Source organism: Microbulbifer aggregans (genome assembly GCF_020524005.1).
Lineage (GTDB): Bacteria > Pseudomonadota > Gammaproteobacteria > Pseudomonadales > Cellvibrionaceae > Microbulbifer > Microbulbifer aggregans_A.
Genome location: NZ_JAIVKK010000011.1, coordinates 88732 through 112246, shown reverse-complemented (window position 1 = coordinate 112246; position 23515 = coordinate 88732). Strand labels below are relative to the sequence as shown.

Sequence of the window (23515 nt, the reverse complement as noted above, 5' to 3'; positions counted from 1 at the left end):
AGACACCGGAATTCCAGCTTTTCACCACCTTTTGATAAATCCAATAACCCGGAGCTAGTGAATGAAATCACACTGGAGCAGGGACCCCAGCCTTCACTTTGCCCTGATTGGCGCCGTGCTCTTCGGCATCAACAGTTTTTTTTCCAGTTCTGACTCAATAGAAAACAACGACATCGTTGTATCTGAAAGCCGAATCAATCATTTGGCGGCCGTATTCGAACGAGGCTGGCAACGCCCACCCGAGCCACAGGAACTTGAGGGCCTGATTAACGATTACGTGCGCGAGGAAGTGCTCTACCGCGAGGCAATCCGCCAGGGGCTGGATAAAAACGACACCGTAATCCGCCGGCGCCTGCGTATGAAGATGGAGTTCCTGGCCCGGGATTTGGTCGAGGCCATAGAGCCCGCCGACGCTCTGCTCCAGGAGTACTACCAGAAGCATATCGACCGCTATACCCAACCTGCACAATACAGCTTTGAACAAATCTTTCTCGATAGCGATAAACGCCCGCAAGTGGCAGAAGATGCGCGTATCGTTCTGACCAAACTGGTGGCCGGCGCCGATTATCGCGAGCTTGGCGACAACAACCTGCTGCAACACCATTTTTCCAAGATAAGTAGCGAGAGAATTGATCGTGTTTTTGGCGGCAGTTTCTCTCTACAGCTCACGGAATTACCACAGGAACAATGGGTCGGCCCGTTAACGTCTGCCTACGGCGAGCATCTCGTCAGAATCACGTCTTACCAGCCCGAACAATTTCCGGAGTTCGCAGAAATCCGCACCGATGTGCTGCGAGACTGGCAAATTGAGGAACAGAAAAAAATTCTGGAGACCCAATACAACACTCTGCGCGCAAACTACCAGATTCAGATTGCGTCCCCCTCCAGGGAGGTGGCCGGGCCATGAAAAAGCTGATGCTGGTGTGGTTTGTATTCATGCTGCCCGCACTAGGGCAAGCCCATGAACTGCGCCCGGCTGCGTTAAGTGTGATCCAGAGCACATCCGGTAATTTTGATGTAATCTGGCGTGTACCGGCGCGCGGTGATATGCGGCTGGCACTCTACCCAACATTTGGCGAGACAAGTAAACAGGTTGGACTGCCTACGGCACGGATAGCCAATGGTTTTTATGTAGAGCGCTGGCAGATAAGTCATCCCGGTGATCTTCTGGGCAGCAATATCAGGATTGATGGCCTGGAAAACACCATGACCGATGTGCTGGTACGTATCAGCTGGCTGGATGGACGTGAGCAAGTGGCGCGTCTGTTACCGGATCAGCCACAGTTACGTGTAGAGGAAAAAGCAGGCAACAAGGAGGTTGCGAACATGTATTTTTTCTTGGGCGTTGAACACATCCTGCTGGGAGTCGATCACCTGTTGTTTGTACTGGCGCTGGTAGTGCTGGTCAGCGGGTGGAAACAGCTGGCAGCGACAATCACGGCCTTTACCCTGGCCCACAGTATTACGCTGGCAGCGGCGGTTCTGGGCGTTGTTACCCTCCCCCAGGGGCCGGTGGAAGCAGTCATTGCCTTGAGTATTGTATTTGTGGCCACGGAGATTCTGCACAAACTTGAGGGGCGCAGCACACTGGCAATTCGTAAACCCTGGGTGATGGCGTTTGGCTTCGGGTTATTGCATGGGCTCGGGTTCGCCGGCGCTCTAACCGATATCGGCGTACCTCAATACGCGATTCCACTTTCTCTGGCACTGTTCAATATCGGCGTGGAAGCCGGCCAGGTACTGTTTATTCTGGCGGTTAGCGGGCTGATGCTTATGTTCCGGCAATTGCCTGCCGTACAGCAGTGGGAAGTACGCACCGGTCACACGGCCATCGTAGCCAGTGCCCTCCCTGTTGCCTATATGGTGGGAGGGCTTGCCGCCTGGTGGCTAATTGACCGGACACTTTCTTTGGTTGTCTGAGCTTCGGCTGTCGATTCAGGTTCTCTGAGCAACCTGGGATTCATGTTGCCCCGGTAACGGTCAACTACCGGGGCAACTGACCGGATGTCGCCGATCAATCCTGGAACAGTAACTCCAGGGGGTACCCCGTAAACGGCTTGGTTTTTTCGATAACCAGGTGGGACGTCATGCGGGTAATCGCGGCATCTTCATCGGCCAGCAATTGCTCGGATACCCGATTAAAGTCCCCGGCATCCGGGCATACAAAACGCAGCATGTAATCGAATTCACCCGACATTTTTACACAGGATACGATCTGTTCGATCTTGTTGATTGCGCGGCGAAAGCTTTCGCTGGTACGGGCGTCCTGGCGCTTGAGCGCGACATTCACATAAAACTCGGCGTGACGGACTTTCTCCAGGTTCACCTCCGCCTGAAACTCGCGAATAAACTTCTCATTGGTCAGTTTTTTAACTCGCGCCAGGCAGGCGCTTTCAGATAGACCAATCTCTTCCGCCAGATTCAGGTTACTGACGCGGGCGTTGGTCTGCAGGATTTCAAGAATACGAAGATTGTGCCGATCGATTTTCACAGTATTGTTCTGTCAACGAATAGGAATTAAGGAGAAGGATAGCGGCAATCCCATGCTGCCGAAACCATTTGGCTCCGGCGCATCATATGGGATTTTTCGGGCTTAGACAGCTTTGCGGCAACCGCCCAGGACAAAATGCTCGATTCGGTCAAGCGCACGGGAGAGTTCTGCCTCATCCGCTGCCAGTGTCAGGCGCACATGGTTTACCGCGCTTGGACCAAATGGCTTGCCGGGTAATACAGATACCAGCTCCGCATCCAGTAGCGCTTCAGCGAACGCCTCGCCGTTTGCCGCCACCGCAGACACATCCACCATCACAAACATGCCGGCATCAGGGGATTCGCAACTCAGCCCTGGAATGCGCTGGATGCGCTCGACAATCAGGTCGCGGCGTTTCTCGTACGCCTCGCGCATTTGTTTCACGAAATAGGTATCAAACTCCAGCGCAAAAGCGGCGGCCTCCTGGATAAACTGGGGCACACCGAAAATGGTCGCGCCGGCAAATTCAATCAGCCGTTCGACCAGCGGCCCCTGTGCCACCGCCCAGCCGAGGCGCCAGCCACTCATGGCATGGGATTTGGACAGGCCATCAATCACGATCACATTGTCCAGATGCTCCGCCGCGGTACGCAGGGAGGTGTGGCGACGCGCAAAGGTGATCATGGAGTACATTTCGTCGGAGATAAGCCAGATATCCCGTTCGCGACAGTAGGCGGCCAGATCTCGCAGTTGCTCCGGGGTAGCCATGACACCGGTGGGGTTGACCGGGGTATTGATCATCACCACGCGGGTTTCTTCGCTGATGGTTTGCTTGATGGACTCGATATCGAACTCGAAGCCTTTTTCCGGCCGGCATGCGACTTTGCGTACGTCGAGCTGCAGTGCGTCGGTGATGGGCACGTAGCCAATGTACATGGGCTCGGGGATGACGATCTGTTCACCCGGGTTGAGCAGGCAGGAAAGTACTGCGTAGATAGCATTGGTGCCACCGGGGAATACTACGACGTCGTCGGGACTGCAGGGGTGCGGACTGACTTTGCTTTCGATATCGGCGATGGCGCGGCGCAGCATGGCTTCGCCGGCCGCCGGTGAGTAGTGGGTGCGGCCGACGCCGAGGCGCGCGCGGGCGAAATCCAGGATGGGTTCGGGGGTGTCGAAGTTGGGGTCGCCGACACACAGGAAGATGACGTCTTCCCCTTTGTTCGCCAGGGCATGGGCGCGGTCGCTGACCGCCCATACATCGGCGTCAGCGGAATGTAGGGCCTGGCTCTGCTTGCTGAATCGGGGGTTGTACATCGTCGGGGTCCATTAGTAACTGTTGTTATCAATACAGTTACGTTAGCAATCAGCGGGGTAATCGATGCCGCTTCCGGTGGGGTGATTTCGCAGCAGCGCGATTTTTTTCATGTCTGGGCCGCAGAAAATGCGGCAGCACAGGGAGGTGTATTCCGATCGCTTCCTGTGGCGGCAAATCACTGGGTAGCGGGTTTCAGGACCGCTGTGTATACATCCCTGTACGCTCTGTCGGAAACATCCCTGTTTCCGACAGTCCTGAAACCCGCTACCCAGCGCTTTGCCTTCCCTCGAACCATCAGCACTCCGTAAGCTAGCAACCAACCCCCGCCGGCATTCAAAACCGGTAGTTCAAGCTCAATCCACCCACCGTATCCTCCGGCCGGATAATCACATCCCCGGCTATCCGCAGGTTGTCGTTAATTTTCACCCCCACCATCGCACCCACGCCATTCTGGAAGAAGCCGGCGTTCTCGCTGCGGTAGCCCGCCATATACGCCCAGTTGTTGCGAATCGAGTTAACGCCGATGGCGACATCCTGTTCGTCGTCACCCGCGTTGTGTTCCAGCCAGAATTCTCCGAACCACTCCTGCTCATCCGATTTCGGGCTGTTGTAAAAGAAGCCGGCTCGGCAGCGGCGGTAATCGCGGTCCTGACCATGTACCCAGAGCCCCAAAGGATCCTTGCGGATTCCATAGGGCCCGGCGTAGGTGTATTCGGGAATGCTGTCTTCGTTGAAGCCATTGACCTGGATCTGGGTCCATTCGACCGATACAAACGGTCCCATATGGCTGTCGAGGTTTTGGCTGGCGTCGTAACCGGCGCGCAGGAATACGTTGTAGCCATCGCCATCCGTGTCGGCGTCCAGGCGATGGGAGAAGGTGTTGCCCAGATGGATGGTGCGCTGGATGTCGTTGTACTGAATATCCGACCAGCCAAGGCCTCCATCGACAAAGTAGAAACCGTTATCCCAGCGCGCAAAAGCGCTGAGGTTGAAGTTGCGGCTTTTCAGGAAGATATCCGGCGGCTCATATTCGCTGCCACCATAGGACATGCCAAGCCCCCACTCCAGGTGTTCGAAGCCGGCAAAGCTCATGCCGAGAAACCCGTCCCAGGCCGGGAATTCATCGTTGATGGCATAACCGGTGCCCAGTTCGGCATGCTCCACGCTTGCGCCAAAAAACACGGTGGTGAACGGGTCGCGGTAGCGCTGTGAAATCAGGTGATGATCGAGGTTGAGACGGTGCTGGCGGGTGTTCTGATAGCCCAGGTCAGGGAGCACCGCAAACGCGACCGGGGCCATCAGGGTTTCATAGTAGTAATCGGCCAGTAAACGCTGACCTGCCAGCGTAGGGTGAATACTGTCGTAAAACACCAGCATGTCCGGATTGGGGGCACTGCCGTTTTCCCCATACACGGGATGGGGATTGGCGCAATTGGTGTAACAGGTGGCACTCTGGTCAATATTGGCGAAGCCGAATGCTGTGGGGGTCTCCACGGCAAGTTCCAGAACCCCCTGCAGATCCAGCAGCAGGATGTTGCCAATGGAATTCAGCTGGCGGCGCAGGGTGTCATTGAACCACTCCGAGCCCTGATTGGCGTAGGCAACGGCGGCTCCGCCTTCCGCATAGACGGCGGGGGTACGGCCGATACGGGGCGCGTTCGCCATCACCACGTAACCGGCACCGGCACGCTTTAACTCACTACCGGCCGTGGACAGAAAGCTGGCAGCGCGCTCCATGGATTCCTTTGACAGGGTGCCGCCGCGCACGCCGTCGAGAATATTGTTGCCGCCACCAAGCAGGAAATAGAGACCATTCGGGTCCGCCGTGTTTTGTGACAAATAGCCCTGCCCTGTGGCAAAGGGTACGCCCCCCAGAGTGATGCCATTGTTCGGATTGTCGACCAGTGCCTGCAGTGCGGATGGATCGCCGAAAGCAGATATTGCCGCCAGCGTATCGGCCTCACTCAGGTAGGGGCTCTCCCCCGCCGCCGGATTACAGACGCCATCGGCACCGCAACGGCTGGCATCGGGCAATATTGTGGTCAGGGCGTTGTGGTCGGCCACCGAAGTATCCGGAAACAACGCCTGGAAGCGTTGTGATCCCACGACATCCAGCAGCACATCTGCAGTTCGGTTACCACCCACAGCCCAGTTACCGCCGTTCCCCAGAACCGACCGTGCCACCTGTTCAAATTGCTGTGCCGGTGTTCCCGACGCAGGCGCACAGGGGATGGCGCCACCAAACTCCGGTCCCAGTCCGAAACAGGAGTTACTTGCGTTTAGTCCAAGGTAATCTGCCAAATAGGAAACCGCGGGCTGCTGTGGATAAAGCCCTAGCAGATCGGCATTGGTAAAAATCCCCGCATTGCCATTATCCGACAGGCTGTCGCCGAAGGATGTGATCGAGCTGTAGAGACCTCGGCTTACCGCTTCGGCTGTCGCAGTAGCGGAAACCACGCTGATGGCCGCTGACAGAGCCAGCATCCTTACGGCCCGGTTTCCAGAAAACGTTCTTGTCCCGGGATAATTCACTGCGGCCTCCTTGCCACGGGAAATTTCGAGGCAAGTATAGGTCAGTGGTGTTGGGGGAGTTTTGCGGCGGTATCAATCTGGCCGAAACCCGCAAACGGGTGTCCGGCTACTGTACCTGCTGCTCAGGCGAACTGTCTGTCTGCTCGACTAGCGGCACCAGTACGCCACTGATAATGGCACCCAGCAAGCCCCACACCAGTGCGATGGCGAGCAAGCACTGCCACACCGGGCGGCCCCAGCCCGCGGGACCAAAGTGCACGCTATTGAAGTAGAACAGGGGGGCTGCAATGACGCCGGTTAACGCGGCATGCAGCGGACGCCGCATCAGGAAGCCAAGGGAGTATCGAACGGTGGTGGCGAGCATGGCCCAGATACAGATTGCCCAGGCCGGCGGCAGGTTGGAGCGGTAGTCCTGTACGCCATTCGCCATAAAGGCCCACTCGACACCAAATCCACAGAAGATGAAGCCCAGGATCAGGAAGATATCCCGCATGTCCCGCCACATCACAAAATGCAGCATAAGCACCACGAACAGCGCGATGAGCGCCAGAGCATTGCCGTACAGTAAGGCCACCCACCAGCCGGCAATAAATAGACTGAAATTCACCAGCTTCTTTTGATTCATTGGCGACTCAATAAGCAGAACCGATTCCGTACAACGAGTGCGAGATGCCACTATGCGTTAATGTCCACACGAGCTCTCTCGAATAAATCAGAGGTTCATCAAGACTTCAAGTTAGCAAAGACTTCGATCGCCCGTTTGCGGGAATCCGTCACATTACAGATAGGCTGAGGATAGCCTTGCAGCGGTGGCGGACAGTGAATATCCCTGGCGGACAACTTTGCAAGCTCAGGAACATACGCCCGGATAAAATCCCCTTCGGCATCAAACTTCTTCGACTGGCTATACGGGTTGAAGACCCGGAAGTACGGTACAGCATCAGTGCCAGTGGAAGCGGCCCACTGCCAGCCGCCATTGTTCGCGGCAAAGTCCGCATCCACCAGCTGCTGCATGAAGTAGCGTTCGCCGCGACGCCAGTCGATCAGCAGGTTTTTGGTAAGGAAGGAAGCCACCACCATGCGCAGGCGGTTGTGCATCCAGCCGGTCTGGTTGAGCTGGCGCATGGCCGCATCGACAATCGGCACACCGGTTTCACCGGCACACCAGCGCTCAAAATCGTGCTCACTCCGGGACCAGGGCACCTGCTCGGTTTCCGGTTTGAACGGCTGGTTACGGCACACCCGGGGGAAGTTCACCACCAGGTGCTGGTAGAACTCCCGCCACAGCAATTCACTCAGCCAGGTGCCCGCGCCCTCGCTTTTGCCTACCCAGCGGCCGCTATTCTCCTCCAGAGCCATCTGCACGCACTGTCGAATCGACACCGCACCGCAGTTCAGATAGGGCGACAGGCGCGATGTGCCCTCGATGCCCGGAAAATCCCGTTGCTCGAGATAATCGGCGATTTTTGTGGAAAAATCCTCCAGGTAGCGCAGTCCCGCCGCCTCACCCACCGGCCACTCGAGCACGTTATCCGTACCGCCCGGCACTACGTCATAGTCACCCACGGTTTTGGGGATGCTGCGCACGAGGTTGTTCTCGGCCTCCAGCACCTGCCACTCCGGCCAGAAATCCCTGTGCGTATCTGGACGCGCACGCGGTGTCGGCAGGGGATCAAACGGCGCGTCCCCATGGCGGACGATAAAGGCGCGCTTGAAGGGCGTGAATACCTTGAAACCATCGCCGCTATTGGTGGTAAGGCTGCCTGGCGGAATCAGGGTGCGGTCAGTGCAGTACTCGACCGGCACCGCAATATCCGTCAAAGCCGCACGAACGGCCTGATCCCGCTTCTGCTCATTCAGCGGGTACTCGGCATTCGCGAGCAGCACATCCACATCGAGCTTGTGCACAACCTGCGCAAGCGCCGCTGGCACCTGCTCGAAGCTCGACAATTCGAGAAAATACAGCGGGATATTCCGCTTCGCCAGTTCGTCCTGCAGAAGCTGCAATGAGCGCAGGCGGAACGCGACAACGTTGTCGCCATCGCCGTGGCTGCGCCAGGTTTGCGGGCAGGCGATAAATATTGCCGCCAGTGCATCGCAGCTTTTGTCCGCACGGTAGAGTGCGGTGTTATCGGCACAACGCAGGTCGTTGCGCAGCCATACCAGGCCGCGGCGTTTGGGCGCGCCGGCGCTGCGGGAATTCTTCTCGGCCATCACTATTCGGTTCTGTTACTTCGTTTTCGGAATGGTTGTCAGTGAAAGTCGCACAGGCCCAGTTCGGCCGGCTCGGCGGCCAGCAAAACCTGACTGTGGATAAATCCGTGGGGACTGCGCGGCAGGTAGTGGCGCAGCATGGTCAGTACCGCCGACAGCGGCTTGTGCCCCAGGCGGTAGTCTTCGATCAACTGCTGCAACTCCGCCGTTTCATCCTTGTTGAGGTACTCCTTCAGGTGCCCCTGGCTGTGCATCAGCGCGTTGGTTCTGTCTTTACGGCTCGCCGGGTGCGAGAGGATCTCCATGATGCGACCGCGTACTGCAAATGCCAGGTCGTCTTCCGGCATGGCTTTGCTATCTGCTAGCAGGCGGCCGAGGGCCCGGGTAGCATCCTGGTTATGCGCCATCAGGAGGTACTTGTAGGCGGTGTAGAACTCGATAATACGGGCAATGCGCGAGAGCCGCTTTACAGGCTCTTCACCTGCACCTTCATTCTGCTGCGCTTCCGGTATCTCTTCCTGTTCCGGCTCGCATTCCACATAGCGAAACCAGGCATCGTAGGCAAACACCCGGGTGAGAAAGTTCTCCCGCAACTCGCTATTGTTCAGCCGCCCCACCTCTTCCATTGGCAGATGGGGAAAATGCTGCTGTATCCGACGCGCGAAAATACCGACACCTTCACTGTCGATCCCGTGCCCGTTGTCCAGATAGCGACGCACACCGTGCAGACCGCAGCTCGGGGAGTTCTGCATAAAGATGTAGCCGCGGATCTTTTCCAGATCGGGCACCACGGAGTCGGCATACTCTCGGAGGGGATCGGTCACATCCACTGTCTGGTCTTCCACGCCAACCACGCGCACGGCATCCACGTCCGCTCCCGCTTTTGCCACCAACAGGTGGATGGGCTTGCGCGGCACGCCCATGCCAATCGCCACTTCCGGGCACAGGGGCACATACTCAAAACAGCGGGCGAGTAACTGAGTACATACCTTGCTGTGCTTGTGGCCGCCGTTGTAGCGCACCGGGTCTCCCATGGCGCACTGGCTGATACCGACGGGGATTCGGGTCTGGCGGGGTAGTATTTTCATGCGGCTCTACTATCCAGTTAACGCGCTCAGGCTGTGCATGGTTTCAGTGTACAGTACGCAATTGACCGCAGGATGGATGACAGGCGGCCGCATTTTCCGGCATCTGCGGAACTCCGCGCAATTTTCGCGCACCATTGTGAGCCGATTCTGCTAATTGTTGCGCGAGCCGCCACCGCCGCTACAATGCCAGACCTTCTTTATATCTACCTGTGCAGCGGCCGATCCGCTCAGATAGTTACAGTTACCCAATAGTAAGCACCCCGGGGCCCGGAATGATTCCAGCACTGCGCGAAATCGACGAAGTACAGGCGCTCTACCTGCAGTTCCTCAAAGCACTGAAACAGGCCGACTTCCACGGCGACACCAGCCCAAGCTACGCCAGCCGCACGGTGCTGGCCACCGATAACTCCATCTACCAGGTGCTGCCCCAGGCTGTGGTTTACCCGCGGGATGTACACGACCTGCAGCTGCTGATGGAACTGGCTGATCGAGAGGAATTCCACAAAGTGGTGCTGTCCCCCCGTGGCGGTGGTACCGGCACCAATGGTCAGTCCCTGACCGACGGTATCGTTGTGGACATCTCCCGGCACATGAACCGCATCCTCGAGATCAATGTCGAGGAGCGCTGGGTGCGGGTACAGACCGGTGTGGTCAAGGACCAGCTGAATGCCGCGCTCAAACCCCACGGGCTGTTCTTCGCCCCGGAACTCTCTACCAGTAACCGCGCCACCATTGGCGGCATGATCAATACCGACGCCTCGGGCCAGGGCTCCTGCGTGTATGGCAAAACCCGCAACCACGTTCTGGAACTGAAAACCGTGCTGATGGGCGGCGAACTGTGGCACTCCCACGCCGTCGACGACGACACCCTTGCACAGGTCACCGATACCAACAGCCGCGCCGCGCGGGTGCACCAGCTCTGCGACACCATCGACCGCGACAAGCGTGAACTGATTGAAGCCAAATTCCCCAAACTGAACCGCTGCCTGACCGGCTACGACCTGGCGCATATCCGCGACCGGGAAAAAGACGGCCGTTTCAACCTGAACAATATCCTGTGCGGTTCCGAAGGTACCCTGGGCTTTATCGCCGAGGCCAAGCTGAACCTGCTGAAGATCCCCAAATGTGCGGCGCTGGTAAACCTGAATTACGACCACTTCCAGGATGCCCTCAGGGACGCCACCGACCTGATGAAGGCTGGCCCCACCTCGATCGAGACCGTAGACAGCAAGGTTTTACAGCTGGCCATGGGCGACATCGTGTGGGACAGCGTGAGTGAATTTTTCCCCCAGAACGACAGGCCCGTAAACGGTATCAACCTGGTGGAGTACACCGCGGACTCCGAACAGGCGCTGGAGGCGGCCCTCGACAAGTTCACCGCCCACGTCGACAGCCTGATCGGGCAGCAGGGCAAAAGTTTTGGCTACACCATCGCCCGTGGTCACCAGCAGGTGAACAAGATCTGGGGCATGCGCAAACGGGCCGTCGGTCTGCTCGGCAATGCCCAGGGCAAACAGCGCCCGATTCCATTTGTGGAAGACTGCGCAGTACCGCCGGAAAATCTCGCGGATTTCATTGCCGAATTCCGCGCCGCGCTGGATGAGGCCGGGTTTGCCTACGGCATGTTTGGCCATGTGGACGCCGGCGTCCTGCACGTGCGCCCGGCCATTGATATGAAAGACCCGGAGCAAGCCAAACAGGTGCGCATTATCACCGAGCAGGTGGTCGCACTGGCCAAGAAATACAACGGCTTGCTGTGGGGCGAGCACGGCAAAGGTGTGCGTTCGGAATTTGCCCCGGAATTTTTCGGTGAACTCTACCCCGAGCTGCAGAAAATCAAGGCCGCCTTCGACCCGCGCAACCAGCTGAACCCGGGCAAGATCGCCACCCCCAGCGCCGCCTCCGGCCTGCTCAAGATCGACAAGGTGCCCACCCGCGGCGAGTACGACCGCCAGATTCCGGTACAGGTCTGGGATGGCTATTCCGAAGGGGTTTACTGCAACGGCAACGGTGCCTGCTTCAACTGGAACCCGGACGACGCCATGTGCCCCTCCTACAAGGGCACCCGCAACCGCATCCACTCGCCCAAAGGCCGCGCCTCGCTGATCCGTGAGTGGCTGCGTCTGCTGGCAGACCGGTCCGTCGATCCCGAAGCCGTGGCGCGCAAGAGCCGCGAGCAATCCTTTATCATCGGCCTGCCAGGACGCTTCAAGAACTCACTGGCCAAGGCCCGTGGCGAGTATGACTTCAGCCATGAGGTCAACGAGTCCATGCAGGCCTGCCTGGCATGCAAGTCCTGCGCTGGCCAGTGCCCGATCAAGGTGGATGTCCCCACCTTCCGCGCCAAATTCCTCGAACTCTATTACAGCCGCTACCTGCGCCCGCTCAAGGACTACTTCGTCGGTGGCCTGGAGTTTGTCATGCCTCACTTGGCCCGGGCCCCGCAGCTGTACAACTGGCCGCTGAAACTGACGCCGGTGCGCTGGCTACTCGAGAAAGGCCTCGGGCTCGCGGATTCCCCGGCGCTGTCCGCCACCCGCCTGGACAAGGCGATGCGGGAACTCGGCGTGCCTTACGCCAGCAGTGCCAGCCTCAAAGCCATGGGGCCAACGCAGCGGCAGAAGGCGGTAGTGATCGTGCAGGATGCTTTCACCAGTTATTTCGATGCCGACGTGGTCGCGGACACCCTGCGCCTGCTCAAACTGCTGGACTTCAACCCGCTGGTGGCGCCGTTCCGGGCCAACGGCAAGCCTCTGCATGTGCATGGTTTCCTGCGCCAGTTTGCGCAGGTCGCCGCCGGCAATAGTGCGATGCTCAACAGCCTCGCAGAAAGCGGTATCCCGCTGGTGGGCATTGATCCCTCCATGACCATGACCTACCGCTCCGAATACAAAAAACTGCTGGGCGACAAAGCACCGCAGGTATTACTGCTGCAGGAATGGCTGGCGGAACATACGGAACACCTGGCAACCAACAAGAAACGCCTGCAGCAGCGCAGTTTCACCCTCCTGCCCCACTGCACCGAGCAGTCAAACGCAGCGGGCTCCAGTCGCCAGTGGCAGCAGGTATTCAACGCGCTGGGAATGGAGCTGGCAACGGAAGCGGCGGGATGCTGCGGCATGGCCGGCACCTACGGCCACGAGACCGCCAACAAGGAGACCTCCAAGGTTATCTTCCAGCAGTCCTGGGCGCCGAAACTGCAGGGGGACACCGAGGGAGTTCTGGCAACAGGTTATTCCTGCCGCTGCCAGAGCAAGCGCTTTGCGCAAAAAGAATTACGCCATCCGCTGCAAGCACTACTGGCACAGATTGAAGATTCGGGGTTTACTGTCAGTAACCACTAACAAGCCGCCACTGGAGGCGCTCCCGATGTACCAGGCCCGCTTGCTGCCGACTTTGCTCCCGGCCCTCGCCCTGAACCTGTGGCTGGCCCTGCCAGCCAACGGGGAGCCCAATGAATCAGAAGAGCCGGTGGCCCAGCTGATTGGCGATGCCGAGGAGTACGCCCTCGGCGGCGATTACAGTGCCGCCCTGCCGCTGTACGAGCGGGCCATCGCCAGCCTCACCCATGACCTGCCGCAGCAGCATCGCCTGCGCTACCGTTACGGCATCATCCTGAATGCCCTCGGCGGCCAGCGCCCGGATCTCTACCCGCTGGCCCGCAGCCAGTTCCAGGCGGTGCTCGCCTATATAGAATCGGCACCCGGTTTGCCCTTCGAGCACTCAGCCGCGCGGGTGCGCTCCGCCCTCGCCCATACCTACCACCAGCAATCGGCCACTGTGGACAACCCACAGCAACGGGCACAGATGTTACGCAATGCCTATCAACTGTACCGGGCGGCCCTGAACGAGCTGGAAAAAGAAGAAGACTGGCAGAACCTGGCGATCACCTACTTCAATATCGGCCAGGTATGCGAATGGCAGGGCAATCTGGAAGAAGCCATCGAATGGCTGGAGCAGGCCGTGACCCTGGATCGCCACCACGGTTTCGACGACCTGGAAGAAGACCAGGCCTACCTGACGGCACTGCGGGAAATGGTCAATCCAAGCCGCCCTGTCGACAACACCCCCATATAGCCCCACATAAACAGTGCCTTTGGCACCCTTTCCGACACGTAGCGAGCAAGGCGTACTGCGAAAGCTCGCTACCTGAGCCCCTGTATTGGCGGGATATATATCCTAATACTATCGGCCTGATAGCCTGAAGATTGCCTGAAGTGCCCGAAATTTCCCGGGCTCAAGGTGTGTTTCTCTCAATTTCCGGGAAATCCCGCCGGTCTGACGGCGAGGTCGCAAATAAATGAAAAAAAATTATGTTCCACGGAATCTCCGGTCTTCTCCCCAGAGCTGATCATTTTTTCTACATTCAAAGCATGACATCGTTGTCATAGTAGATTTGCGATTAGCAACCAGATCCCCATAGAAAAGATTTAGGAGCGACCATCACTGTCATCAGCCTGTAATCTGTAGGGTGAGTATTTCATGTAAAAGGAAATTAAGAGTCTCAAGTTCCATTCCTCCAAAACAAGACGACAATCTGTCCGGTAATTTGCCGGCGGCACAGCAACGATTGATTCCCCTCCCCCGATCTTTAATATGGCTCCAGCTGATCAAACATTGATCACTTATTACGAAATCAACTTGGAGGCTAAGCAGACAACTCCAGTCTGCGACCGAAAAGCTTTCGGAGGTAAGATCCTTATGCGACAGAGCCTGAAAAAATTCGTACTTGTATTCGGCGCGTTTATTGCTGCCATGACCGGCGGTGAGGCATTTGCCTCTCTGCAAGAACCCGCCGCCAAGAAAAAGAAGTCCATGACGGTCACGGCTACGGCCTACAACTCCGTAAAAGGCCAAACCGACGATGACCCCTGGATGGCGGCATGGAACAACAAGCTGCGTCCCGGTGACAAAATCATCGCGGTATCCCGTGACCTTGAGAAGCACGGCCTGACCAACGGCACCAAGGTGCGCATTGAAGGTCTGCCCGGCACCTACACCGTGCGCGACCGGATGAACAAGCGCTTCACCAACCGCATCGATGTGTGGATGGAGAAAGACATCAAGAAGGCACGTAAGTGGGGTAAGAAGCAGCTGAAAATCATCTGGGACCACGATAAAAAGTAATCGCCCGATGACTGACTGGGATTCTCACCCCCAGAACGCAAAACCCCGCATTACTGCGGGGTTTTTGTTTTTTGCGCCGCCAACAATCTAGGGCTCAGTGCTGGCGGCAATGCCGGGCACTTCACGGCAGGCAGTATTTTCGATGTAGTAAATACTCGGCTGGCGATCCTCATTGTAGCGATGCTCTACCCCACCCTCCCTGAACACAATCAGGTACTCCGTCTTCACCCAGCCTTTTTCCGTGAGGTATTCGCTGAGCCAGAGCACGGCCGGCGAGTTTTCATAGCAGTTGCCGTAAAACATGCGCGTCTTTTCCACCACTTTCCTGGTCTCATAGTCGCGATATTTTCCCGGGTAGGTAAAACGTTCACCGTCGAGATCCTCGGTAATTACGCCAGTTTCCGCCTGGGGCCGGTCTTCATCATCCTCGCCCGCCGACTCGTCATCATCCGCGGACGATGCAATGTCATCCTCGAGTAATCCAAGCGCCGCGGCACGCTCGTCGTCTGACGCTGGCGGGTGGCTCCACCCGGTGTCGTCGTCAATTTTCTCGAAGTAGATGGCCGTGTTTTCATCGCAGTCGATACAGCTGCGGCCAGCGACGATCGCATAGCCCTGCAGCTCGCCGACCAGGCGCGCTTCCGCCAGGTTCACATCAATCTTGCGGGCATCCGACAACTCAAGCTCGATACCGGAAAATGCCGGCATGGCGCTCACAGAGCAGATAAAAGAGAGGGTCAGGAAAGGAAAGAGTGTTTTCATGCAGAGCAACCACAATTCATACGCCTGCAGATTGCCGGTACGAAGTGCGGCATCGCCGCCGGCAACAGCCGGCGCCGCCGGGGCAACATTCCCTGCAGCCCTCAGGCGACGCCTTGATTGGGTGTGCTGTTACACTGTCGCGATTCCCTTCTATGTATAACCATAGCAGCCATGCGAAGCCCTGCTGACAACACCAGGATTTATTCGCAAACGAACTGGCTAATGTCGGTCACGCACACTAGGTTGCTGCGGCCATGCATCAGGAGGATTCACCGTCGCCCGCTTCCACGGGCCCGATAAAAGCGCCGATCCCTTCCTCTTTCAGGGCATCCAGCGCCTCGCTGAGCGCCTCCTCATCGGTGTCGAAAACATCTTCCCACACGGTGGTGTTGTTGTTTTCGTCCACAATTTCCAGCAGCCAGCCACCCTCACCATCTTCATAAATATCAATGTCGACACTGTGGGTGCCGTCACTGAATGTCCGGCTCAGGGGGGATTCTTTGGAAGTGGTTTGTTCGTCGCCCATGGGCACAACCTCGCTGGCAGCCTCGGATTCGGGGAAATGGATTGGCAGCGCTTCTACCGATTTGAGAGGAAGCTGACACCAGTAGTGAACCAGCAGTCAGCCACTTCCCGGCGCTGTCGAAAAAGTGTACGACACCTAAAGTGAAATCCGTTAAAATGCGCGGCTATTTTCACCCCGGGCACCGTATTTTCTGAGTGACCCGCAGGATATCCATGCCCCGGAATTACGCTCCGGACTGCAAATAAGGAAACTTCATGATCGTCGTCTGTGCGCTGTACAAGTTTGTCACTCTGGACAACTTTGAGTCGATGCGCGAACCCCTGCTCAATACGCTGTTGAAACACGAAGTGCGGGGTACCCTGCTGCTGGCCCGCGAAGGCATCAACGGTACGGTGGCCGGCAGTCGCGCCGGTATCGACGCCCTGCTGGCCTACCTCAAGTCCGACCCGCGCCTGGCGGAACTGGATTACAAAGAGTCCTACACAGAGCAGATGCCGTTCCTGCGCAGCAAGATCAAGCTGAAGCGGGAAATCGTCACTATGGGTGTTGAGGGAATCGACCCCCGCCAGACCGTTGGCACTTACGTCCAACCCAAAGACTGGAACGCGCTGATTTCCGACCCGGAAGTTCTGTTGATCGACACACGCAACGATTACGAAGTAGAAGTCGGTACCTTCGAACATGCGGTGAACCCCAAGACCACCACCTTCCGCGAATTCCCGGACTATGTAAAAGAACACCTGGATCCGCAGAAGCACAAGAAAGTGGCCATGTTCTGTACCGGCGGTATCCGCTGCGAGAAATCCACCGCGTATCTTAAAGAACAGGGTTTTGATGAGGTATACCACCTGCACGGTGGTATTTTGAAATACCTGGAAGAAGTGCCGAAGGAAGAGACCCTCTGGCGCGGTGAGTGCTTCGTATTTGACGAACGCGTAACCGTCAATCACGACCTGGAAAAAGGCAGCTATGAACAGTGCAACGCCTGCCGCATGCCGGTCACCGAGGAAGAAATGCAGTCTGAACTGTTCGAACAGGGGGTAAGCTGCCCACACTGTTACGACAAGGTTTCAGAGTCGGATAAAACCCGTTTCCGCGAGCGGGAAAAGCAGATTCAACTGGCGAAAACACGTGGTGAAACCCATCTGGGGCACGACGCCCGGACCACCACGCTTTCTCGCCGCCAGGAGAAGCAGGCTCTTCGCCGCAAGCAGATGGAAGCGGCGAAAAAGCAACAGCAGTCTGGCTAATCAAACCTGCCCGGGTCTCTATCCGGGTAATTCCGCTGAGCTGGTCAGCCAGCTCAGCGCCTCCCCTTCGGTCAGGAAATGAAAGAGCTCCAGCCCTTCGTCCCGCGCCCGATGGCGGATCACTGCCGTGGTATTCAGTTGATTGCTGTTCAATACCGCAATACGTGCGCCGTGGGCTGCCAGTGTACGGCCCGCAAAGGTGCCCAGGCGCGCCTGCTCTTCTGCCGTCATCGACATACTCTGCACTTTCCTGACGTCCGCCAGAACCCTCAGTGGCTTTAAATGCCCGTACTTGGCGATCAGCTGGCGTATCGCCTCCACGCGATTTTCATAGGTTGCCTCACCGTAGAACAACATGCGCGCCACCCGGTTGCGGGCGTCAAAACGAATCCGAAAACTCATAACTACCGGAACTCCATTCATCCGTACTTCCGCCGCGGAACCTGCCGCGTCTTTGCTACCGCGCCTTCATCATCCGCAATCGCCAGCTACACGGCGCCAACCACTACCTGACATTTGCGCCTGAACTGTATTGGCGCCATAAACAACCAACCGAATATTACACTTTTGTTACAAAACTGTTACAAAAGTGCTTCGGATCCTGAAGGCCTGCACCAAAAATGGGACAAAGGTCTCTTTTTGACAAAAAAAAGGGACCAACAAGCAAATAGATCCTCATTTGCTTGTTGTAACAGGACAGGAATGCATGAAGTGTACGAATCTGGGACGGCAGCGCTAGGAACAATAATCCAAACAAAGCCGAATTTTTAGAACATTCAACCGCAACGGCTATTGTGTGACGGCTTCTGCGCTCAGCAGCCACTCGACGGCCGCCGCTTCAGTGATAAATTCAGCCAGTTGCAGGCCATGAGATTGCGCCCAGCGGTCGATTACTACATTGGCATTGCGATCCGTCGCATGCAGTACTGCCGTCCGAGCGTGTTTCAATCCTTCGAGTTGCGCAGTGTAAGTCCCAAATTCTTGGCGTTCCTCTATGGTGAGCCGAATATCTGCCCTGCGCACATCTACCATCAACAGCAACGGATGCAAGTGGCCAAATTTTTCGGCGATCTGGCGTGCGGAAGCGATTTTATCCGCCAGATAAACCTCATCGAAAAAGGTTGCCCGAACAATTCGGCTGTTCGGGTCAAACCGGATTTGAAAGCTCAATTTCAGAACTCCACTAAACGGCCGCGCGGTGATCCCTCACCAGGGTAACCCATGCGACTGACAGCCTGACTTCAGCCATCAGGAACTGTGCCAACCTGGAAACTCTTTGTGATTTGATCGCCAACCCGGCACGTTCGTTCCAGGAAGAGCGGTACGCGGATCAGTCAGTCTCAATTTCTGGCGCGCTATCGTCATTTAGCAGCCATGCTCGCGCCGCCGCCTTGCGGGCAATACCGGCGTAAAGTGCCGCCACTTCCCCGCCGGGCTCTGCCACCACCGTCGGCTTGCCGCCATCCACTTGCTCGCGGATCGACATCGCCAGCGGCAGCTGACCGAGCACTGCGGTTTCGTATTCACGAGCAATTCTTTCGCCACCGCCAGTACCGAATACCGGCTCCTGGTGTCCGCAATTGGAGCAGGTGTGCAGCGCCATATTTTCCACAATACCCAGCACCGGTACCGATACCTTACGGAACATTTCCACTCCCTTGATCGCATCGACCAAAGCCAGGTCCTGGGGCGTGGTCACAATCACGGCGCCGGCAAGCGCGACTTTCTGCGCCAGAGTGAGCTGGATATCTCCGGTGCCGGGAGGCATATCCACGATCAGGTAGTCCAGCTCATCGCCATCGTCCGCCCACAGGGTTTGGGTCAGAATCTGGTTCAGCGCGCCGCTGGCCATGGGCCCGCGCCACACCGCCGGGGTGTCTTCCGTCAGCAGATACCCGAGCGACATGGTCTTCAGGCCATAGGCAGGAACCGGCACGAAGAACTTGCCGCCCTTCACTTCCGGCCGCACCCCTTCGGTACCGAGCATGGTCGGCAAACTGGGACCGTAGATATCGGCATCCAGCAAGCCAACGGACGCACCCTCGGCCGCCAGCGCCAGCGCCAGGTTTACAGCAGTGGTGGACTTGCCGACCCCGCCCTTGCCAGACGCTACCGCGATGATGTTTTTGACCATCTTGAGCGGCTCTGGCACGTCGCCGGGGAAGGTCGCGGGGACGTCAAAAAACAGCTCAGCCTGAAGTTCTGCACCGGCCAAGTCGCCAGAGGCAAGCAGTGGCGCACACACCGCGCGCATGCGCTCCGCCCATGCCTCCTGCTGGCTGGCACAGGGATAACCGAGGGTAATGCCGGCGAATACAGTGCCATCGTCATAGCCCACCTCGATATCCGACTCCAGTTCGTCGAGCTTCAGCCCGGTAGCCGGATCCTCCAGCTGCCCCAGGGCTTCGGCGATATGTTCGAGCGCCGCCTGGACGCCGGCGGGGAGGTCTTCGTGGTCATGATCGTGATTGTGATCGTGGTGGTCGCTCACAGGCATTTCCTTGTAGCTGTCTGAGGGGTCGAGTGGGCGGCATTGTGGTTTAAGCGGCACATGCCTGACAAGAGCACAGGACCGCGACCCGGGTGCCTTGCAGGGCCCATTTCTGCTATATTCCGCGCTCTTTTTAGACACCGGGCTAGTTCCAGCCTCACCATCCGGTTTCGAACCGGCACAGGCCATCCCTTACTAATGTAGGCGGCCCGTGCAGGCAGCGAATACAGACGCTTCGCTGGCTACCCCGGAAAACAAACAGTCACCTGCCTCGCAGCCTTTGGAATCAATGATGTCGCAGCCCCGCAATATTCTAGTTACCAGTGCACTCCCGTACGCCAACGGTTCCCTGCACCTGGGCCATATCCTCGAGTATATCCAGACCGATATCTGGGCCCGCTTCCAGCGCGCTCAGGGTAATCAGTGCCTGTACATGTGCGCCGACGACGCCCACGGCACAGCGATCATGCTGAAGGCGGAGCAACTGGGCCTGACACCGGAACAGCACATTGCCAACATGCAGGCGGAGCACGAGCGCGATTTCGCCGGCTTCCTGATCGGTGTGGATAACTACCACTCCACTCACTCGGAAGAGAATCGCGAGCTGTCCGCGATGATCTACAAGCGCCTGCGCGAGAATGGCCATATCGCCTCCCGCACTATTACCCAGGCCTTCGACCCGGAAAAACAACTGTTCCTGGCGGACCGCTACATCAAGGGCACCTGTCCACGCTGCAAGACCGAAGACCAGTACGGCGATAACTGCGAAGCCTGTGGCGCAACCTACAGCCCCACCGAGCTGATTAACCCTATTTCTGCAATCTCCGGAGCCACCCCGGTTGAGAAGGAGTCCGAACACTTCTTCTTCACCCTGCCGGCCTTCACCGATTTCCTGAAGACCTGGACCCGCTCCGGTACCCTACAGGGCGAAGTAGCCAACAAGCTGTCCGAGTGGCTGGACGAGGGGCTTCAGGAGTGGGATATCTCCCGCGATGCGCCCTACTTTGGCTTCGAGATCCCCGATGCACCGGGCAAGTATTTCTACGTATGGCTGGACGCGCCGATCGGTTATATGGCGAGCCTGAAAAACTATTTTGACAAGAAGGGCGACAACAACGGCGGCGACTGGCTGGAGTACTGGAAAAAAGACAGCACCGCCGAGGTTTACCACTTTATCGGTAAGGACATCGTCAATTTCCACGCCCTGTTCTGGCCGGCCATGCTGGATTCTTCCGAATTCCGCACCCCGACCAAAGTCTGCGTGCACGGCTTCCTCACCGTGAACGGCAAGAAGATGTCCAAATCCCGCGGCACCTTTATCAATGCGCGCAACTACCTCGATCACCTGGATCCGGAGTACCTGCGCTACTACTTTGCCGCCAAGCTCACCGCCGGCGTCGACGACCTGGACCTGAACCTGGAAGACTTTGTCGCCAAGGTGAATTCGGACCTGGTGGGCAAAGTGGTCAATATCGCTTCCCGCACGGCCAAGTTCGTCAGCAAATCCGGTGGTGTCCTGTCCGCAGAGCTGGCTGACGAGACCCTGTGGCAGCAGTTTGTGGACGCAGCCCCGCGTATCACCGAATTCTTTGAGGCCCGTGAATACAGCCGCGCGACCCGTGAAATCATGGCGCTGGCAGACGCGGCCAATGCCTGGATTGCCGACAAGGCACCCTGGTCTCTGGCCAAGGAAGAAGGCAAGGAAGCGGAAGTCCTGGCGATCTGCTCCCAGGGCGTAAACATGTTTCGCGCACTGATCACCTGGCTGGCGCCGGTTCTGCCGGAAACCGCCAAGAAAGCGGAAGAATTCCTCGGTGTTTCCCTGGACTGGCACGCAGCGACTACTCCGCTGGCAGGCCACACCATCAACAAGTTCAAGCCGTTGATGCAGCGTGTGGAGAAAACCCAGGTAGACGCAGTGGTTGAAGCTGCGCAGGAATCACTTGCGCAACTGCAGGCAGAATCCAAGCCCGCGGCCACAGGCCCGCTGGCGGACGATCCGATCGCGGAGGAAATCCAGTTTGACGATTTCGCCAAGGTGGACCTGCGTGTGGCGCTGATCGCCAAGGCCGAGCACGTGGAAGGTGCGGGCAAGCTGCTGAAGCTCACCCTGGATCTGGGCGGTGAAACCCGCCAGGTATTCTCCGGTATCAAGAGCGCTTACAAGCCGGAAGACCTGGAAGGCAAGCTCACGGTGATGGTGGCCAACCTGGCGCCGCGCAAAATGCGCTTTGGTGTGAGTGAAGGTATGGTGCTGGCAGCCGGCCCGGGTGGTAAAGACCTGTGGATCCTGGAACCGCACGAAGGCGCACAACCAGGCATGCGGGTGCTGTAAAAACACACCGCAACCGCAATACCAACCTGTAGGAGCCTGCTTGCAGGCGAACAGTCCCGGCATTGAACTGCCCCTGTTCGCCTGCAAGCAGGCTCCTACGGATTCAGTGCCCATTTTCGGTTAAAAACGAGAGGCAAAGATGCGTGGTGTTTTTCTTGATACTTCAACCATGAAGCTGGAGGAGCTGGAAACCTTCGCCCTGGAAAAGTCTCTCGAACATTGGGAATTTTTCGAGACCACAGCACCCGAGGAAACGGCGCGGCGTATTGCGGAAGCCGAGGTGGTGATCACCAATAAAGTCGTACTCGACCGCGCCTTGATCGAGGGTGCTCCCAGGCTCAAGCTCATCTGTGTTTGTGCCACCGGCACCAATAATATCGACCTCGACGCAGCCGCCGAGAAAAACATTCCTGTACGGAATGTCAGTGGCTATACCGGCAGCTCGCTGGCACAGCACACCCTCGCCCTGATCCTCGCCCTCGCCACTCGCTGGCACCAGTATGACGCCGACGTCAAAGCCGGGCGCTGGAGTCAGTCCGATATTTTCTGCAGGCTCGATTACCCGGTACTCGAACTCGCCGGCAAAAACCTCGGCATTATCGGCTACGGTGACCTCGGACAAAAAGTGGCACAGCTCGGCGAAGCTCTGGGGATGACGATTCTGATCTCCGACTCCTTCACCGGCGAGCAAAAACCCGGCCGCGTGCCTCTGGCCAGGTTGCTTGCCGAGTCGGACGTGGTCAGTCTGCATTGCCCGCTTACGGAAAATACCGACAAGCTGGTCAATGAGGATTTTCTCGCTGGCATGAAAAACTCGGCATTTTTGATCAATACCGCCCGTGGTGGGCTGATTGATGAACGGGCACTGGTCGATGCACTGAACAATGGCACCATTGCTGGCGCCGCACTGGATGTCTTGAGCGTTGAACCCCCACCTGCAAACCACCCATTGCTGGCCAACAATATCCCCAACCTGATCATCACCCCCCACAATGCCTGGATCAGCCGTGAAAGTCGCCAGAGGCTGCTGAGTGGCGTGGTACGAAATATCGAAGATTGGAAAGCGGGGAACGCGGGCTGATAACACTCAGCTGCGCGCGCCCCGGGCTGTAAACATTTCGGATTCGGATAAACCTTTGCAGCGCGCATTCGAGCCGCGTCAACGTCACGCAATCAACTCGCACCTGTCCCGTCCAGAATCGCAGAGCCTTGCTTACCGACCTGCCGATTTATTCATGGCGCCAAAATAAACCAAAAACCTTTCGCTCCTGACATTCTCCTGCGAATACCTCAAAGAATACGCATTTCTTTATCCAACTACGCCCACCCAACTGGACTTTACCGGGGAGTATTTGATTAACTCGACCCGTCAACAGGAAGAAGTACGGCTGTTTGAACACCT

Annotated in this window: 19 protein-coding genes; 8 read left to right on the top strand and 11 right to left on the bottom strand. The window is 57.5% G+C overall.

All coding sequences use genetic code 11. The features are described 5' to 3' along the window. The first annotated feature begins 61 nt into the window (after nucleotides 1-61). Both LC093_RS17620 and LC093_RS17615 read left to right on the top strand, forming a co-directional pair. On the top strand, nucleotides 62-907 hold the full coding sequence (locus tag LC093_RS17620; protein ID WP_226667939.1) for a peptidyl-prolyl cis-trans isomerase: 846 nt from the start codon (nucleotides 62-64) through the stop codon (nucleotides 905-907). Further along, nucleotides 904-1920, top strand: coding sequence for a HupE/UreJ family protein (locus tag LC093_RS17615; RefSeq protein ID WP_226667937.1), 1017 nt, complete (start codon nucleotides 904-906; stop codon nucleotides 1918-1920). The genes LC093_RS17620 and LC093_RS17615 overlap by 4 nt, the downstream gene beginning before the upstream one ends. A gap of 94 nt (nucleotides 1921-2014) precedes the next feature. Here LC093_RS17615 and LC093_RS20480 read toward each other — a convergent pair whose 3' ends face one another. The 6 genes from LC093_RS20480 to LC093_RS17585 all read right to left on the bottom strand — a co-directional run bounded on the left by LC093_RS20480 (nucleotide 2015) and on the right by LC093_RS17585 (nucleotide 9622). Then, on the bottom strand, nucleotides 2015-2491 hold the full coding sequence (locus LC093_RS20480; protein WP_226667935.1) for an Lrp/AsnC family transcriptional regulator: 477 nt from the start codon (nucleotides 2489-2491) through the stop codon (nucleotides 2015-2017). Nucleotides 2492-2593: 102 nt separating this feature from the next. Then, entirely contained in the window at nucleotides 2594-3787 is a 1194-nt protein-coding gene (locus LC093_RS17605) for a pyridoxal phosphate-dependent aminotransferase (RefSeq protein ID WP_226667932.1), read from the bottom strand. A gap of 334 nt (nucleotides 3788-4121) precedes the next feature. Next, the gene (locus LC093_RS17600) at nucleotides 4122-6272 is read right to left on the bottom strand and encodes an autotransporter outer membrane beta-barrel domain-containing protein (protein WP_226667930.1); all 2151 of its coding nucleotides are present in this window, start codon (nucleotides 6270-6272) and stop codon (nucleotides 4122-4124) included. A gap of 154 nt (nucleotides 6273-6426) precedes the next feature. Then, nucleotides 6427-6945 carry a DUF2878 domain-containing protein gene (locus LC093_RS17595; RefSeq protein WP_226667928.1) on the bottom strand — a complete coding sequence of 173 codons (519 nt, stop codon included), beginning with the start codon at nucleotides 6943-6945 and terminating at the stop codon, nucleotides 6427-6429. Nucleotides 6946-7043: 98 nt separating this feature from the next. After that, nucleotides 7044-8534: a cryptochrome/photolyase family protein gene (locus tag LC093_RS17590; protein ID WP_226667926.1), complete on the bottom strand. Its 1491-nt coding sequence runs from the start codon at nucleotides 8532-8534 to the stop codon at nucleotides 7044-7046. 38 nt (nucleotides 8535-8572) lie between these two features. Continuing rightward, on the bottom strand, nucleotides 8573-9622 hold the full coding sequence (locus tag LC093_RS17585; protein WP_226667923.1) for a YbgA family protein: 1050 nt from the start codon (nucleotides 9620-9622) through the stop codon (nucleotides 8573-8575). Between the two features lie 272 nt (nucleotides 9623-9894). Here LC093_RS17585 and LC093_RS17580 point away from each other — a divergent pair, with 272 nt between their 5' ends. The 3 genes from LC093_RS17580 (at nucleotide 9895) to LC093_RS17570 (ending at nucleotide 14749) form a co-directional block, all read left to right on the top strand. Then, nucleotides 9895-12966 (top strand): FAD-binding and (Fe-S)-binding domain-containing protein, encoded by a 3072-nt coding sequence (locus LC093_RS17580; protein ID WP_226667920.1) that lies wholly within the window; start codon nucleotides 9895-9897, stop codon nucleotides 12964-12966. Nucleotides 12967-12991: 25 nt separating this feature from the next. Beyond that, entirely contained in the window at nucleotides 12992-13699 is a 708-nt protein-coding gene (locus LC093_RS17575; RefSeq protein WP_226667918.1) for a tetratricopeptide repeat protein, read from the top strand. A 624-nt stretch (nucleotides 13700-14323) separates the two neighbouring features. Then, nucleotides 14324-14749 carry a 3D domain-containing protein gene (locus LC093_RS17570; RefSeq protein ID WP_226667916.1) on the top strand — a complete coding sequence of 142 codons (426 nt, stop codon included), beginning with the start codon at nucleotides 14324-14326 and terminating at the stop codon, nucleotides 14747-14749. Between the two features lie 87 nt (nucleotides 14750-14836). Here LC093_RS17570 and LC093_RS17565 read toward each other — a convergent pair whose 3' ends face one another. Then, nucleotides 14837-15511 carry a hypothetical protein gene (locus LC093_RS17565; protein WP_226667915.1) on the bottom strand — a complete coding sequence of 225 codons (675 nt, stop codon included), beginning with the start codon at nucleotides 15509-15511 and terminating at the stop codon, nucleotides 14837-14839. Between the two features lie 259 nt (nucleotides 15512-15770). Beyond that, nucleotides 15771-16037, bottom strand: coding sequence for a hypothetical protein (locus LC093_RS17560; RefSeq protein ID WP_226667914.1), 267 nt, complete (start codon nucleotides 16035-16037; stop codon nucleotides 15771-15773). Between the two features lie 254 nt (nucleotides 16038-16291). On the opposite strand from LC093_RS17560, the gene LC093_RS17555 reads away from it, so the two are divergent. Continuing rightward, nucleotides 16292-17287 (top strand): rhodanese-related sulfurtransferase, encoded by a 996-nt coding sequence (locus LC093_RS17555; protein WP_226667913.1) that lies wholly within the window; start codon nucleotides 16292-16294, stop codon nucleotides 17285-17287. 18 nt (nucleotides 17288-17305) lie between these two features. Here LC093_RS17555 and LC093_RS17550 read toward each other — a convergent pair whose 3' ends face one another. From LC093_RS17550 to apbC, 3 genes are all read right to left on the bottom strand, one after another. Then, complete coding sequence (locus LC093_RS17550) at nucleotides 17306-17689, bottom strand: hypothetical protein (protein ID WP_226667910.1); 384 nt, start codon at nucleotides 17687-17689, stop codon at nucleotides 17306-17308. Nucleotides 17690-18076: 387 nt separating this feature from the next. After that, a complete protein-coding gene (locus LC093_RS17545) occupies nucleotides 18077-18457 on the bottom strand; it encodes a hypothetical protein (RefSeq protein WP_226667909.1) in 381 nt (126 codons plus the stop codon). A gap of 160 nt (nucleotides 18458-18617) precedes the next feature. Beyond that, nucleotides 18618-19778, bottom strand: coding sequence for an iron-sulfur cluster carrier protein ApbC (gene apbC / locus LC093_RS17540; RefSeq protein ID WP_319004947.1), 1161 nt, complete (start codon nucleotides 19776-19778; stop codon nucleotides 18618-18620). A gap of 292 nt (nucleotides 19779-20070) precedes the next feature. Between apbC and metG the strand changes: the two genes are divergently transcribed. Continuing rightward, nucleotides 20071-22113 carry a methionine--tRNA ligase gene (gene metG / locus LC093_RS17535; RefSeq protein ID WP_226667907.1) on the top strand — a complete coding sequence of 681 codons (2043 nt, stop codon included), beginning with the start codon at nucleotides 20071-20073 and terminating at the stop codon, nucleotides 22111-22113. A gap of 139 nt (nucleotides 22114-22252) precedes the next feature. Further along, nucleotides 22253-23194 (top strand): D-2-hydroxyacid dehydrogenase, encoded by a 942-nt coding sequence (locus LC093_RS17530; protein WP_226667905.1) that lies wholly within the window; start codon nucleotides 22253-22255, stop codon nucleotides 23192-23194. Nucleotides 23195-23515 lie beyond the last annotated feature (321 nt).